General features: G+C 54.5%; 13 protein-coding genes. 3 read left to right on the top strand and 10 right to left on the bottom strand.

Annotated elements, in window-relative coordinates:
- Positions 1–92 precede the first annotated feature (92 nt).
- From ACOTZF_RS11930 to yiaK, 4 genes are all read right to left on the bottom strand, one after another.
- Positions 93–1,412 carry an MFS transporter gene (locus ACOTZF_RS11930; RefSeq protein WP_029881926.1) on the bottom strand — a complete coding sequence of 440 codons (1,320 nt, stop codon included), beginning with the start codon at positions 1,410–1,412 and terminating at the stop codon, positions 93–95.
- Between the two features lie 45 nt (positions 1,413–1,457).
- Positions 1,458–2,384, bottom strand: coding sequence for a DUF4862 family protein (locus ACOTZF_RS11925; protein ID WP_129253103.1), 927 nt, complete (start codon positions 2,382–2,384; stop codon positions 1,458–1,460).
- A gap of 151 nt (positions 2,385–2,535) precedes the next feature.
- Positions 2,536–3,003, bottom strand: a complete 468-nt coding sequence (locus tag ACOTZF_RS11920) for a YhcH/YjgK/YiaL family protein (RefSeq protein WP_045901943.1) — start codon at positions 3,001–3,003, stop codon at positions 2,536–2,538.
- 10 nt (positions 3,004–3,013) lie between these two features.
- Positions 3,014–4,012, bottom strand: a complete 999-nt coding sequence (gene yiaK, locus ACOTZF_RS11915; protein WP_013094954.1) for a 3-dehydro-L-gulonate 2-dehydrogenase — start codon at positions 4,010–4,012, stop codon at positions 3,014–3,016.
- Positions 4,013–4,237: 225 nt separating this feature from the next.
- On the opposite strand from yiaK, the gene yiaJ reads away from it, so the two are divergent.
- Together yiaJ and ACOTZF_RS11905 are read left to right on the top strand one after the other, a co-directional pair.
- Entirely contained in the window at positions 4,238–5,056 is an 819-nt protein-coding gene (gene yiaJ / locus ACOTZF_RS11910) for an IclR family transcriptional regulator YiaJ (protein ID WP_013094955.1), read from the top strand.
- A gap of 3 nt (positions 5,057–5,059) precedes the next feature.
- Complete coding sequence (locus ACOTZF_RS11905; RefSeq protein WP_013094956.1) at positions 5,060–5,515, top strand: 4Fe-4S dicluster domain-containing protein; 456 nt, start codon at positions 5,060–5,062, stop codon at positions 5,513–5,515.
- Between the two features lie 4 nt (positions 5,516–5,519).
- On the opposite strand, the gene avtA is transcribed toward ACOTZF_RS11905, so the two are convergent.
- Both avtA and ACOTZF_RS11895 read right to left on the bottom strand, forming a co-directional pair.
- The gene (gene avtA, locus ACOTZF_RS11900) at positions 5,520–6,776 is read right to left on the bottom strand and encodes a valine--pyruvate transaminase (protein ID WP_020686533.1); all 1,257 of its coding nucleotides are present in this window, start codon (positions 6,774–6,776) and stop codon (positions 5,520–5,522) included.
- Between the two features lie 194 nt (positions 6,777–6,970).
- Positions 6,971–9,001: an alpha-amylase gene (locus tag ACOTZF_RS11895; protein WP_129253402.1), complete on the bottom strand. Its 2,031-nt coding sequence runs from the start codon at positions 8,999–9,001 to the stop codon at positions 6,971–6,973.
- A 314-nt stretch (positions 9,002–9,315) separates the two neighbouring features.
- Between ACOTZF_RS11895 and ACOTZF_RS11890 the strand changes: the two genes are divergently transcribed.
- On the top strand, positions 9,316–10,140 hold the full coding sequence (locus tag ACOTZF_RS11890) for a protein bax (RefSeq protein WP_014830204.1): 825 nt from the start codon (positions 9,316–9,318) through the stop codon (positions 10,138–10,140).
- Positions 10,141–10,177: 37 nt separating this feature from the next.
- Here ACOTZF_RS11890 and xylR read toward each other — a convergent pair whose 3' ends face one another.
- The 4 genes from xylR to xylF form a co-directional block, all read right to left on the bottom strand.
- A complete protein-coding gene (gene xylR / locus ACOTZF_RS11885; protein WP_014830205.1) occupies positions 10,178–11,356 on the bottom strand; it encodes a D-xylose utilization transcriptional activator XylR in 1,179 nt (392 codons plus the stop codon).
- A gap of 33 nt (positions 11,357–11,389) precedes the next feature.
- Positions 11,390–12,571, bottom strand: coding sequence for a xylose ABC transporter permease XylH (gene xylH / locus ACOTZF_RS11880; protein WP_013094961.1), 1,182 nt, complete (start codon positions 12,569–12,571; stop codon positions 11,390–11,392).
- The gene (locus ACOTZF_RS11875) at positions 12,549–14,090 is read right to left on the bottom strand and encodes a xylose ABC transporter ATP-binding protein (RefSeq protein WP_129253400.1); all 1,542 of its coding nucleotides are present in this window, start codon (positions 14,088–14,090) and stop codon (positions 12,549–12,551) included. The genes xylH and ACOTZF_RS11875 overlap by 23 nt, the downstream gene beginning before the upstream one ends.
- A 72-nt stretch (positions 14,091–14,162) precedes the next feature.
- The gene (xylF, locus tag ACOTZF_RS11870; protein WP_129253398.1) at positions 14,163–15,155 is read right to left on the bottom strand and encodes a D-xylose ABC transporter substrate-binding protein; all 993 of its coding nucleotides are present in this window, start codon (positions 15,153–15,155) and stop codon (positions 14,163–14,165) included.
- Between the last annotated feature and the right edge of the window lie 224 nt (positions 15,156–15,379).

Below are 15,379 nucleotides of genomic sequence, written 5' to 3'. Positions count from 1 at the left end.
GACTCTCTCGTCTTGCTTCCTCTCCCTTTGGGAGAGGGCGGGGGTTCTCGTCTTGCTCCCTCTCCCTGTGGGAGAGGGCTGGGGTGAGGGCATCAGGCCGCACGCTTATGCGGATTCACCGTAGGGTTAGGCTCCGCACCGGCATCGCACTTCGCCGGTAGCAGCAGGGCCAGCAGAGATGCCAGTGCCAGTGACACCGCCAGGCAGTAAACTCCCGCATCTTTGCTGTACAAGGTGATCAGCACGCCGACCGCATAAGGGCCACAGAACCCGCCGAGGTTACCCAGGGCGTTAATCACACCCCGCGCACCGCCTGCCATCTCCGCGCTGAACAGGCGTGCCGGAATGGTCCAGAACACGCCCGCCGCCGACTGCAGGAAGAACCCACACCCCACCAGCGCGGCGTAGGCCAGCCAGGTATGCTCTTTCAGAGCCACGGAGAGGAACATGCAGAGCGCAAAACCAATCAGCGGCAGGGAGACAAACAGCTTGCGTTTACCGGTACGGTCAGAGAGCGAAGAGAAGAGGAACATACCCGCAATGGCCCCGATATAAGGCAGGATCGCGAGCACGCCTACCTGGCCGATGCTGGTGTGCGTGAGCTCTTTGAGAATGGTGGGTAGCCAGAGGGTGTAACCGTAAATGCCGGTCTGGTAGAAGAAGTTCAGGGCAATCAGCTGCCACATGGTTTTGTCGGACAGCACCGCGCTCAGCGAGGCGTTTTTCACCTCTTTACCGGCAATGGCCTGCTGTTCTGCGGCCAGGGTTTTGACCAGATAGTTTTTTTCCGCTTCAGAAATCCAGCGTGCTTCCTGCGGGCGGTCGTACACCGTGAAGGCCCACAGCACCAGTACAACGATGGACATCAGCCCTTCAATGATGAACAACCAGCGCCAGTCGAGTGCGGTAATAATCCAGCCCGACAGGGGCGCGGTGATGATCCCGGCAATGGGGACGAACATAATTACAATCGCATTGGCACGACCGCGTTCAGCGTCAGGGAACCAGTTACTGATCATCGTCAGCACAACCGGCAGCATCCCGCCTTCTGCTACCCCGAGTAAGAAACGCAGCACCAGCAGTTGATACTGACTGGTGACGAGCCCGGTCAGGACCGAAATCACCGCCCAGGCGACCAGCGACCAGCCGATAAATTTCTTCCCGCTGCCATGAACGGCAATCTTGCCGCCAGGCACCTGCAAAAACAGATAGCCAATAAAGAAGATCCCACCCGCCAGGCCTGCCATGGTGGCAGAAATACCTAACTCTTCATCCATACCGCCGGGCATGGCAAAAGCAATATTCACACGGTCCATATAAGAAATAATGCAGGCGATAAGAATCGGGGGAATAATTCTTAGCCAGCGCTGGCGCGGAATGTCCGCATGTAGAGCTTGAGTAGACGTATTCATATTTAATATCTCAGTGTAGGTAACCGGAATAAGATTTTTTTATTGTTATTGCGTTGCTTTTTTCATTTGGCTAATGCCGTCTCGCAAAATAGCGATGCGATGGCTGATATCAGCATTAGCATTTATTTCCAGTAATTTAATACCGGAAAATTTCAATGTTGCGGCGCTCGCCGCAGTAAAGAGTGCTTTTGCATGTTCAGTGGTCAGCAAACTGTCGGCACAGTACGATGAAAACGGTGCGTGCAGATCCTGCCATTCACCATACTCTCCGCAGATGGTGGTGCCGGAGAACATCAACGCGGCCAGTTTTCCGGCCTGAAGGGCGGTCTGAACGTGCTCAACCGGAAGCGTGGTGTTGCGCCCTTCAATGGCTGAGCGCGCCCAGTTAATACAGATGCTGATATCTGTCTCTTTTATCACCTCCAGCACCTGCTCTAAGGGTAAAAATCCCTTACGCGGTGCGGGACCGGTCATGGCATCGCAGTGTTCAAGCACCAGATCGCAGGACCAGTCCCAGCCCGCGATTTCACGAATGGAACGGGCGAACGCCTCGATAGCCTGCTCGACTGAAGCATTGCCCGCCTGCGGTGCGGCCTGCATTTCCAGGGCAATGACTTTCCCGGGAAAACGGGCGTTAACGGCAGCAATCTTCTGGCACAGATGGCGGTAAAATTCTACGCTGGCTTTACGCTGATCTTCGTCAGCAGACGCCAGCCCAAATGCGCCATTGGTGCCACGGCGACGCATGGTTTCCATCACTGCCGTGACGACGATTTGCCAGTCTCCAGGCGTATGGCGGAACAGCCATTCATCCCCATAAGGATGGAGATGTTCAAGGCAGGGTTGTTCCAGCCCGCGAATGTGTGGCGTGTCAGAAAGTTCCCGCCAGAAGGTTTGTTCTTCTTGTTCCCCTTTCTGGTGAAACGAGGGTGCGCAGGGGTACGCACCAATAATAAAACCGGTGTTGGTCATTTCGCGTTCCTGTATTTATACCCGTCATACTTCAAGTTGCATGTGCGTTGGCTGCGCTCGTTCACCCCAGTCACTTACTTATGTAAGCTCCTGGAGATTCACTCTCTTGCCGCCTTCCTGCAACTCGAATTATTTAGGGTATATCAGAAAATTAATCTAATTCGCTGATTGCCACTTTCACCACAATTTTGCGAATTGCGGTTTCCTTGTTTTTAATACAGGCAGGACGGTGTACATCCTGCGGGAAAAATATGGCGTAACTGCCGGGTATCATTTCGATAAACGATTCATTTTCACTGTTGTGATAAAAAATAATATCCCGTTGTTCCAGTAATGATTCGCTGATGTTGTTATTGCCGGTATCGATAGCAATACCGATTTTTTCTTCACCCCACGCCAGAAATTGAATATCAAGATAGCGGCGATGCACTTCCGGGCGATTTTCGTGCTGTTCCCGGGTGGTGAGATCAAGCACCTGGGCAAAGATGTTGTGTCCCTCAATTTCAACGACACCCGGCTTTAGCATGCTGAAATCCGTGGTACGCAGAAAATCTAACGCTTTTTCAATCGCCCGCGGCAGGCGACACGGATTTGGCTGTGAAATATGTCCGAATATCATGGCCCACTCCTTACAGCGCCTGGATTTTCGCCCACACGCTGTCGTCAATGGTGATGCCGTTGCGGCGGTTCTCTTCAAGCAGTCGCGTAAATTCATGCCCCGGCAGACGGACAGCGACGTTTTCGTCTGCCCGCTCGGCGGTGGTGATGAAGTCCATAATACGCTGCAGTTTGGCATCGCGGGTTGGGCCGTCGATCAGGCGGTCGACCTCGATGGCGATAAAGATCTGCGACACGCCATACTCGTCGCTGTTGTCCTGGGTAACTTCCGCCACGGAGGAGCCGTTAGAGAGCAGGGTGGCGATCATGTCGAGCACAATCGATAAGCCGGAACCTTTCCAGTAGCCCATAGGCAGAATACGGCGATTTTTCTCAATCACGCCAGGCTCTTTGGTCAGATTGCCCTCGTCGTCGAATCCACCGTCGACCGGTAACGTGCGTCCGGCCAGTCGGTTCACTTCCAGCATGCCGTAGGAGAACATCGACATCGACATATCGACCATGGTAATTGGGGAGGAGGGGATCGCCACGATAAGTGGGTTGGTGCCGATGCAACATTCTTTTGACCCCCACGCGGGCATCACCGCAATGGAGTTGGTCCAGCAGATCCCGATGTAGCCCTTCTCTGCGGCTTGCCAGCCATAGCTCCCTCCGCGCATCCAGTGGTTAGCGTTACGCAGCGCAACCAGACCGATACCGTGATCGGAGGCCAGTTCGGTGGCGCGATCCATCATTTTTTTCGCCGTCAGGTTACCGATGGCGCGTTGGGCATCCCACTGTTCGATGGCCCCTAATGTGGTCACCCGTTTTGGCTGGGCATCAGGAATGATGTCGCCCGCGTCCAGTTGCTGAATAAAACGCGGGAAGCGGTTCACGCCGTGGGAATAGACGCCAGATTCCGTGGTGCGGGCAAACATCTCCGCGCAGGCATCCGCCGTTTCTGCTTTTACACCGCGATCGAGCAGAACCCGATTGAACGCTGCTTTCAACTCTTCGAATGTCACTTTCATCCCTGTTCTCCTGTTCTTCGTAGGGGCAAGTGCGAGTGCTTTTTTATCGCTAAATTTCACTATGCGAAATCTGATTTCAAATATAGCGATCAAATTTTGCCAGATCAACGACATTCATGATTTTCAAAATCGATTAAAATCAACTGGTTGTGTTTTTTCTGTTGAGATCGTGAACTGAACCACACTTTGCGCTACCATCAGGGCGCGATAAAAAGGAGCCATGGGATGAGCATGAAAGAGAGCGACATGACGCAAGAAAAAGAGAGGCCAGCAGGTAGCCAGAGCTTGTTTCGCGGTCTGATGCTGATTGAGATCCTCAGTAACTATCCGAACGGCTGTCCTCTGGCCCATTTATCGGAACTGGCCGGGCTGAATAAGAGCACCGTGCACCGGTTACTGCAGGGATTGCAGTCGTGCGGGTACGTCACCCCGGCGCCGGCGGCGGGCAGCTATCGCCTGACCACCAAATTTATCGCCGTCGGGCAAAAGGCGCTGTCGTCGCTGAATATCATCCACGTGGCTGCTCCGCATCTTGAGTCGCTGAATATCGCCACCGGCGAGACGGTGAACTTCTCCAGCCGCGAAGACGATCACGCGATCCTGATTTATAAGCTTGAGCCGACCACCGGTATGCTGCGCACGCGCGCCTATATCGGCCAGCATATGCCGCTTTACTGCTCGGCAATGGGCAAGATCTACATGGCATTCGGTCACCAGGACTATGTGGCGAGCTACTGGGAAAGCCACCAGGATCAGATCCAGCCGCTGACCCGCAACACCATCACTGAATTGAGCGCGATGTATGACGAGCTGGCGGAAATCCGCGAGCACAGTATGGCGATGGACAAAGAAGAGAACGAGCTGGGGGTCTCCTGTATCGCGGTGCCGGTGTTTGATATTCATGGCCGCGTGCCGTATGCGATCTCAATTTCGCTGTCGACCTCCCGCATGAAGCAGATTGGCGAAAAAAATCTGCTTACACCTCTGCGTGAAACGGCGGACGCGATCTCCAGAGAGCTGGGTTTTAACGTGCGCGAGGGATAACAGATGAACCGGTTCATCATGGCGGATTCGGCAAAATGCATCGGCTGTCGCACCTGCGAAGTGGCGTGTGTCGTGTCGCATCAGGACGCCATCTCAACAGACGCCTTTACGCCCCGCATTCGGGTAGTCAAAGGGGACGCTTTCACCACGGCGGTGGGTTGCCATCAGTGTGAAGATGCCCCTTGCGCGAATGTCTGCCCAACGCAGGCGATTCGCCGTGGCGAGGGAGCCTGGCAGGTTGAGCAGGCGCGGTGTATTGGGTGTAAACGCTGTATGGTGGCGTGCCCGTTTGGGGCGATGCAGGTGCAATGGGCAGGAGATACGCTTCAGGCGCTGAAATGCGATTTATGCGCGCACCGCGCGGACGGACCGGCCTGTGTGGAAGCCTGTCCGACCCACGCGCTGAGCTGTGTCGATCCCGCCAGATTACGCACCGAGCGGTTGCGTCATCTGGCGTAGGTTCTTACTGGGCGTCTTCGCGCCAGGCGAATTCGATCTCTTCGGCGAGAATTTTTACCCCGGCTTCGATTTTTTCCGGATCGGGCACGTAGTTCATACGCATACATTGATGCGTATGCGGCCACGGCTTGTCCAGCCCCGGGAAGAAGTAATCACCCGGCACCATCAATACGCCTCGCTTCTTCAGGCGCTGGTAAAGCAGCTCGGTGGTGATCGGCAGATCTTTAAACCACAGCCACAGGAAAATTGCCCCTTCAGGTTTGTGGATCAGGCAGCGTTCTTCCGGTAAATAGCGGCGAAGTATGGCAATCGTCTCCTGAACGCGCTGATAATAGAACGGCTTAATCACGTCATTAGACAGGCGCAGCAGATCGTTGCGTTTAATCATTTCGCACATCATCGCCGGGCCAATACCGCCAGGAGAAAGGCTGATAATGCCGTTCATGTTGGTAATGGCGGTGATGATTTTTTCATTGGCGACGATGATCCCGCAGCGGCTGCCCGGCAGGCCGAGCTTGGAGAGGCTCATACACAGGACGATGTTCGGGTTCCACAGCGGGCGTGCTTCGCTGAAGATAATACCCGGGAACGGCACGCCATAGGCGTTATCGATCACCAGCGGGATGCCATGCTGATTTGCCAGCGCATCCAGTTTCATCAGCTCGTCGTCGGTGATGACGTTGCCCGTTGGGTTGGTTGGACGTGATACGCAGATCATGCCCGTCTCTTCACCAATGTGCAGATGTTCAAAATCGACGTGGTATTTGAACTGACCTTCCGGCAGCAGCTCAATATTCGGGCGCGCGGAGACGAACAGATCCTCTTCCAGACCAGAATCGGCGTAGCCGATATACTCCGGTGCCAGCGGGAACAATACTTTTTTGGTGGTGCCGTCGGCGCGACGTCCTGCGAAAAGGTTAAACAAGTAGAAAAACGCGCTCTGACTGCCGTTTGTCAGTGCAATATTCTGCGGTTCGATATCCCAACCCAGCTCTTCACGCAGCATGTCGGCGAGGAGTTTCAGCAGTTCGGTTTTACCCTGAGGGCCGTCGTAATTGCAAAGCGCATCGGTTGCTTTGCCGTTTTCCAGCATCTGAGCGAGCAGCGTCTGGAAATAGGTATTCATCTCCGGGATTTGAGCCGGGTTTCCGCCGCCGAGCATGATGGCGCCCGGTGTGCGCAGCCCGTCGTTGAGGTCCTCCATCAGGCGGGTAATGCCTGAATGGCGGGTAAATTTGTCGCCGAAAAGTGAAAACGTCATAGCAGGTGATCTGTCGAGCTTGTTTTGAAAGTGGGTAACCATAACGCTAGCACCGTGCGGGTGCAAATCGGCTGGTGTGGTCGGATTTGTGGTTTTATGTGGCGGGTGTGGATTTTTGTAGTGAATAGTTCTGGTGAGTGCCCCTCACCCCGGCCCTCTCCCTAAGGGAGAGGGAGAAAACCGCGATGAGGGGGCTATTGGTTCCCCGCCCAAACGACCATCACTTTATCGCCATCATGTTCACGTACGAATCCATACCCCTCTTTCAGCGAAAGCGTGGTTTGCTTGCCTTCACCTATCGCCGGATGGCGGGCGCGGAACTGACCCAGCGTTTGCCAGTGGGCGACGGTTAACGCCTGTTTGCCCGTCACATCCTGCCAGTTCATATCCGAGCGTGTTCCCTGCAGAGGGTCGGAACCCGTCGGCCCGAACGGACGCTCTGATTCATCCCCATAATAGATTTGTACGCTGCCTGGCGCTAACAGCAGCAGTTCTGCCGCGCGCTGGCCCCCTTCGCGGAACAGGCGGGTGTCATGCGAAGAGAGATAGCTCAGGACGTTAAAGCTTTGCAGTTTTTCCGCCATCTGCTGCCACGTTAGATCGATATCGGCCAGGCAGTTCACCGCTTTTGCCGCCTGCTCCTGATAATCGAAGTTAATCATCGCATCGAAGCCGTGGCGGTAATAATCGCTCTGCATGACCCCGTGGCCCCAGGATTCACCCGTCATCCAGAACGGCGCATTGTCGAGTTTTTTGTCCGGGTGAGCACCTTTCCAGGCCGCCAGCGCCTGGCTTGCCTGGTCCTTCAACTGCTGCCAGGCCGCCAGTTCCACGTGTTTTGCCGTATCAACACGGAAACCGTCAATGCCATACTCGCGTACCCACTGGCTGAGCCAGTGGGTCAGGTAATCGCGCGGGGTGTATCCCGGGATAGCTTTTGCCTGGGTATCGGGCTTGTGCTGATAAAAGTTTGGCAAACCGGACGGCGTGGTGGATTCCGTTTTCAGGTCGGGTAAAAACGCCAGTGACATGGTCAGGTCGTCAAAGCCCGGGTTGTCGTAATCGCCAATATCGGTGCGGATCCATTTTTTACCCCACCATTTTTCCCATGCGGCTTTATCGCTGAAGTTGATGTAATCATTAAAGCTATGCCAGCTTTGTCCCGTACCCGGCTTCCAGTCGGTCCAGCGTTCACCCAGCGTTTTCTTCAGCTCATCACCTTGCAGATAGAGTGCGCCAAACTGGTACTCCTGCATGTCGGCAAGCGTTGCGTAGCCCACATGGTTCATGACGATATCGAACAGAATGCGGATGCCGCGCTTGTGCGCTTCATCGACGAGATGACGTAAATCATCTTCGGTGCCCATGTTGGCATCAAGCCTGGTCCAGTCCTGCGTGTAGTAACCATGGTAGGCGTAGTGGGGGAAATCCCCTTTGGTGCCACCGCCGACCCAGCCGTGGATCTGCTCAAGCGGGGAGCTTATCCAGAGCGCGTTTACCCCCAGTTGCTGCAGATAATCAAGCTTGCTCGCAAGCCCTTTCAGATCGCCGCCGTGGAAAGTGCCAATCTCCTGCATGCTGTCTTTGTGGCGGCCATAGCTATTGTCATTCGTGGGGTCACCATTCACGAAGCGGTCGGTCAGCACGAAATAGACCGTAGCGTTTTGCCAGCTAAACGGCGCGGGTTTGTCGGTTTCGGCGCGCTCAAGCAGCAGCAGGCCGTTGCTGTTGGCGGCAGGCTGAAGGGTAATTTTTCCCTGCTGCACCGTCGCGGTTTGTTTGCTGTAGAAATCTCGCACCACGGAGCCTTCCGGGAAGGTGTTTCCCACCTCCAGCGTCAGGGGTTTTCCATCCCATTTTGGGCACTGGCGGATAACGTTTGCCACCGGTTGTTCTGCTGCGCTCTTGATGGTCAGCATCAGGGTTGGCGTGCCGGAACGGGTATCGACACGCATCTGGTACTCTCCGTCGCGGAACAGACGCCACTGCGGCGGCGTGCCGTCACACGGTTTGAGTGACAGCATCTCGTTGAGTTTTATCGCTTCTGTTGGCTGCCAGCACGTGTTGTCAAAACTCACTGTCAAAGGACGCGTACCCTTCGCAAGCTTTGCCTGGCTGGTGAACATTCCGGTGCCTTCGGCGCTGAACGCGTTAAATCCCGGCGATGACCAGTCAGCGTGTGCCAGTGCGGGTAACATCAGAAAAGTTACGGCGGTGCGTTTCATTCCATCTTCCTGTCGCGGCATTTTTGACCAGTGTGCCATCAGGTGAGGCGTAAAAACTCATCCCCCGGCGCTTTCTACAAGGATGACGCGAGAGGATGAGTGATCCTGCGCAAAATTAGGCAGTTATCTGCGAGATCGCACACAAATTTTCAGAATTGATGCTTAAGTGAGCACGTTTCAGGTGACATAGTTTCGGAATTGGACTATTTCTATACGTGCTCTTGAAGTCTATTTTTGATAGGATTTGAGATTCCGCTCTCAAATTTGTGAAAAAAATAAGGTGTTGGAATGTTTATATCCGACCAGGAGACCTAATGATATCGACTCCCATTCGACGATATGGGGCCGCGATACTCATGTTACTCACCACGACATTTTCGGGTGGGGTGCTTGCAAAGACGCACACGGATACAACGAGTAAGAAAGCCCACGTAATAAAGACGACAAGCAGTAAGGTTAGCAGTAAACAAGAGTATTCTCGCAATAGTGCAAAGAGTAGTTCACTTCCTGATTTGCGAAAATACCCTTCCGGAACACCAAGGAAAAAAGCGTTTCTCCGGACAGTAATGCCTTACATCACAAGTCAAAACGCCGCGATTACGGCAGATCGTAACTGGTTGATCGCCAAACAGTACGATAGCCGCTGGACGCCGTCCGAGCGCGCGCGCCTGAAAGATATCGCAAAGCGCTACAAGGTAAGCTGGAACGGTAACACCCGTCGTGTGCCGTGGAACTCGCTCCTTGAGCGTGTCGACATCATCCCGGGCAGCATGGTTGCGACAATGGCTGCAGCCGAAAGTGGCTGGGGCACCTCGAAGCTGGCGCGCAACAACAACAACCTCTTCGGCATGAAGTGTGTGAAGGGGCGTTGTAAAAATGCGCCGGGCAAGGTGAAGGGCTACTCGCAGTTTGAATCGGTGAAAGACTCAGTAAATGCCTATGTGGTAAACCTGAACACCCATCCGGCCTACTCGTCGTTCCGTAAGTCACGCGCACAGCTGCGTAAAGCGGATCAGGAAGTAACGGCCAGTACGATGATCCACAAGCTGAAAGGTTATTCCACCCAGGGTCAGCGCTATAACAACTATCTGTTTGCGATGTACCAGGATAACCAGCGACTTATCGCCGCCCATATGTAATCCCAATTACGCCTTCCACTGGAAGGCGTTTTCTTTTCTACATCATGACTTCGCTGTGGCGTTCCCGATACTCTTTCGGTGTGTTGTCATACTCTTTACGGAACACCGAATAAAAATACTGCAGCGACGGATAGCCGCACATCTGCGAGATTTCGTTGATCGACAGCGACGTGGAGATGAGCAAACTGCGCGCTTTCTCCAGCTTCTCTGCGTGAATGACCGCATGAATGGTTTCGCCCACTTCCTCTTTAAAACGCTTCTCCAGATTTGAACGGGAAATACCCACGGAATCCAGCACCTGATCGACCTTGATACCTTTGCAGGCGTGGTTGCGGATAAAGTGCATCGCCTGAATGACTGCCGGGTCGTTTAAGGAGCGGTAATCCGTTGAGCGACGTTCTACCACGCGGACCGGGGGAACCAGCAGGCGCTGAAGCGGCAGGGATTCGTTATCCAGCAGACGATGCAGTAATTTTGCGGCCTGATACCCCATCTGTCGGGTGCCCTGCGCCACTGAGGAAAGGGCCACGCGAGAAAGGTAGCGGGTGAGCTCTTCGTTATCGATGCCAATCACGCACAGCTTCTCCGGCACCGGAATATGCAAATGTTCGCAGACCTGCAATACATGGCGCGCACGGGCGTCCGTCACGGCAATAATGCCGGTTTGCGGCGGCAGCGTCTGCAGCCAGTCAGCCAGACGGTTTTGCGCGTGCTGCCAGTTTTCCGGTGCGGTTTCCAGCCCCTGATAGACCACGCCGCGGTATTTCTCCTGGGCGACAAGCTGACAAAAGGCGTGTTCGCGCTCAACGGCCCAGCGCTTGCCGCTGGAGGCTGGTAAACCATAGAACGCAAAGCGATGGACGCCTTTCTCCTTTAAATGCAGAAACGCGCTTTCGACCAGGGCATGGTTATCGGTGGCGATATAGTGAACGGGAGGATAGTGTTCGGGCGAATGGTAAGAGCCGCCGACGCCCACAATCGGGACGTCGACGTCAGTCAGTAACTGCTCAATGACAGGGTCGTCATAGTCAGCGATGACGCCATCGCCCAGCCAGTCTTTGATGTTCTCGAGTCGGGTGCGGAAATCCTCTTCGATAAAGATATCCCACTCAGATTGCGACGCCTGCAAATATTCACCAACGCCCTCTACCACCTGTCGGTCGTAAGCTTTGTTGGCATTGAATAACAACGTAATGCGGTGACGCTTTTCAAACATGGCTCGCTTCCCAAATAAGTCACAATACGGTTATCAGGTACGCCGCTTGGTGGCAGAGTCCATCCAGACTGCCAGCAAAAGAATGGCCCCCTTGACGATATACTGCCAAAACGTCGGGACGTCCATCATACTCATCCCGTTATCCAACGAAGCCATGATAAATGCCCCCATCACCGCGCCCGCCACGCTGCCTACACCGCCTGCGAGGCTGGTACCGCCAATGACGCAGGCGGCGATAGCATCCAGCTCGGCAATGTTTCCGGCAGACGGGGAACCCGCTCCGAGACGCGAGCTGAGGATCAACCCGGCGATAGCAACCATCAGGCCGTTGATGGCAAAGACCGCCAGTTTGGTGCGCTCTACGTTAATGCCTGACAGACGGGCGGCCTCAAGGTTACCGCCGATGGCGTAAATACGGCGGCCAAACGCGGTGCGCGTGGCCATAAACATGCCGCCCAGCAGCAGGAGGGCCAGCAGGAGAACTGGCGTAGGCACGCCGCGATAGTCATTCAGGAGCCAAATCGCGCCGAGCACGATCACCGCAGTCAGTGCCTGACGTCCCACCACGGATGTTGATGGGGAGGAGGCCAGCCCCAGCGACTGACGGCGCATACGGCCACGCCACTGCCAGACCACGAACGCCAGCAGCCCGACCACGCCGATGGTAAAGCCCATGCTGTCGGAGAGGTAGCTCTGACCAATCTGCGACATTGCGGCGCTGGTGGGAGAGACGGTGGTGCCGTTGGTGATGCCAATCAATACGCCGCGGAAGGCCAGCATTCCTGCCAGAGTAACAATGAACGACGGGACCTTCCGGTAGGCAACCCACCAGCCGTTCCAGGCACCCAGCACCAGACCTAATACCAGCGTCACCGCCACGGTCAGCGGCAGCGGCCAGCCGAGCCAGACGTCAAAAATGGCCGCGACGCCGCCGAGCAGGCCCATCATCGACCCCACCGACAGGTCGATTTCCGCCGAAATAATGACGAAGACCATGCCCACGGCCAGAATGCCGGTGATGGCAGTCTGGCGCAGCAGGTTAGAGACGTTACGCGCGCTCAGGTAGGAGCCATCGGTCATCCAGGTAAAAAACAGCATGATGGCGATAATTGCCGCGATCATCACGAATACCTGCAGGTTCAGCGCTTTTAACCCCGCGAATGCGCCGGGCGTCTGAACAGCGACTTTGATATCAGACGGATTGCTTTTCGACATGACGTTCGCTCCTTAAAGCGGCTTCCATCACCTGCTCCTGCGTCAGGTTCTGGTTAATCAGATTGGCTTTCAGTTTGCCCTCGTGCATGACCAGCACACGGTCGCTCAGGCCGAGCACTTCGGGTAATTCAGAGGAGATGACAATGACGGCGATCCCTTGCTGTACAAGCTGATTAATCAGTTTGTAGATTTCGTACTTCGCACCGATATCAATGCCGCGCGTCGGCTCATCCAGGATCAAGATGCGTGGATTGAGGAGCAGACAGCGCGCCAGAATGGCTTTTTGCTGGTTGCCTCCGCTCAGGCGCCCAATGGCCAGTTCCGGTGAGGATGTTTTCACTTTGAGGCGGGCGAGAGATTGCAAAATGCACTGCTGCTCTGCGGCATCATCAAGGCTGCTCAGCGCGCCGGAGAACTGATCGAGTGCCGCGAGCGTGATGTTTTTACCCACCGCCATCACCGGCACGATGCCGTCTTTTTTGCGGTCTTCCGGCACCATGGCAATTCCGTGGGCAATTGCCTGCTGGCAGTTGTCGATTTTCACCGGCTTGCCATCAATATAAACCGTGCCTTCCCAGCGCCCTGGCCAGACGCCGAACAGGCACTGCAAGGCTTCAGTACGTCCGGCGCCGACGAGCCCGGCAACACCGAGAATTTCACCCCGGTGCAGGGAAAAGGAGATGTTGTTTACGCGTTTGATATGGCGATTTACCGGGTGCCACGCGGTCAGGTTTTCTACGCGTAACACTTCATCACCCGTTGTGTGAGGTTCATTCGGGTAGAGCGCCGTCAGTTCGCGGCCCACCATCATGGTGATGATGTCATCCTCGCTCATGCCTTCGGCTTCGCGTGTGCCGATGTGTTGACCATCGCGGATCACGCAGATGGTGTCCGAAATGGCTTTGACCTCGTTGAGTTTGTGAGAAATGTAGATGCAGGCGATACCGTGATTTTGCAGATCGCGGATGATATCCAGCAGGACGGCCGTTTCCTGTTCGGTGAGAGAGGCCGTGGGTTCGTCGAGGATCAGCAGCCTGACCTGTTTGTTCAGCGCCTTAGCGATTTCAACCAGCTGTTGCTGCCCCAGACCCAGGTCTCCCACGCGGGTATCCGGCGAAATGGCCAGACTGACCTGCGCCAGCAGTTTTTCACAGCGTAGCGTCATGGTGTCGTAATCCAGCACGCCGCGGCGCGAAATTTCGGCCCCGAGGAAAATGTTCTCCAGCACGGTGAGATGCTTCACCAGCGCCAGCTCCTGGTGAATGATGGCGATACCCTTACGTTCAGTATCGCGAATGTGGGTGGCCTGAATGACCTCGCCGGCAAAGACAATTTCACCTTCGTAGCTGCCATGCGGATAGATCCCGCACAACACTTTCATCAGCGTCGACTTACCCGAACCGTTTTCGCCGCAGAGCGAAACCACTTCACCAGGATTTAGCCGCAGGCTCACGTTATCGACCGCTTTCACCGCGCCAAAACGCTTGGTGATGCTCTTCATTTCAAGTAAATAAGGCATAACTGCTCCACATGACCCGAGGTAAAAACAGTACAAGTCGATGCGCCCCCGCAGGGCAGGGGCTGCGCTGGATTACAGTTCACTCTTCTTGTGGAAACCGTCTTTGATAACGGTGGCGTCAATGTTCTCTTTATTGACTTCAATTGGCGTGAGCAGGCGTGCCGGCACATCTTTCAGACCGTTGTTCAGCGTCGCGTCGGCTTTCGGTTGTTTACCGTTCCCCAGCTCTACGGCGATCTCTGCAGCCGTGTTGGCCAGTTCAGTGATGGGCTTATACACCGTCATGGTCTGGGTGCCCGCAATGATGCGTTTTACACCGGCGAGATCCGCATCCTGGCCTGAAATGGCCACTTTCCCGGCCAGCCCCTGCGCGCTCAGCGCCTGAATGGCACCCCCGGCGGTGGCGTCGTTGGAGGCGACGACGGCATCAATTTTGTTGTTATTCGCGGTTAGCGCGTTTTCCATAATTTTCAGCGCGTTTTCAGGCAACCAGCCGTCCGCCCACTGATCGCCAACCACTTTAATCTTGCCGCTGTCGATATACGGCTTGAGGACTTTCATCTGGCCTTCACGGAACAGTTTGGCGTTGTTATCCACCGGTGAGCCGCCCATCAGGAAATAATTGCCCTGCGGCACTTTATCGACCAGGCTTTTTGCCTGCAGTTCGCCCACTTTTTCATTGTCGAACGAAATATAATAATCAATGTCCGCATTATTAATCATGCGGTCATACGCCAGAACTTTAATCCCTTCTTGCTTCGCTTCTTTCACGACGTTACTTAATACCTGGCCGTTATAAGGGATAATGATCAGTACATCAACGCCACGGTTAATCATATTCTCAATTTGCGACATCTGCGTTTCTTCGTTGCCATTTGCAGACTGCACAAACACACTTGCGCCAAGTGATTCCGCTTTTTTTACAAAAATATCGCGATCTTTTTGCCAGCGCTCCAGACGCAGGTCGTCAATCGCCATGCCAATTTTGACCTCTTTGGCATGTCCTGCAAAGCTTGCAAGGAGGAGAGTAGTGCAGAGCGTTAGGGTAAGGTTCTTTATCTTCATAATTATTAGGCCTTTTGTAGGGGTATGTGTTGCTGAGATAAAAGAAACATTCACTGCTTAGACGCAGCAAATTTTTAACGCGGAAAGGCGGGCTGGCAATTACAGATTTTTATCTTCTCATTACGATATTTGGTTTATTTCTGAATTTATGACCGCGATCGGATTTTAAAATACGTAAGGTCTTAATTACATTTGATTATGGAATCTGCGCCGAAAAATAGTTT

Origin of the sequence: Enterobacter cloacae complex sp. SHL021, assembly GCF_049237765.1 — a bacterium.
Classification (GTDB): Bacteria; Pseudomonadota; Gammaproteobacteria; order Enterobacterales; family Enterobacteriaceae; genus Enterobacter; species Enterobacter cloacae.
The sequence above is the reverse complement of the archived record's forward strand: the minus strand, read 5'-3'. Positions and strand labels throughout refer to the sequence as shown.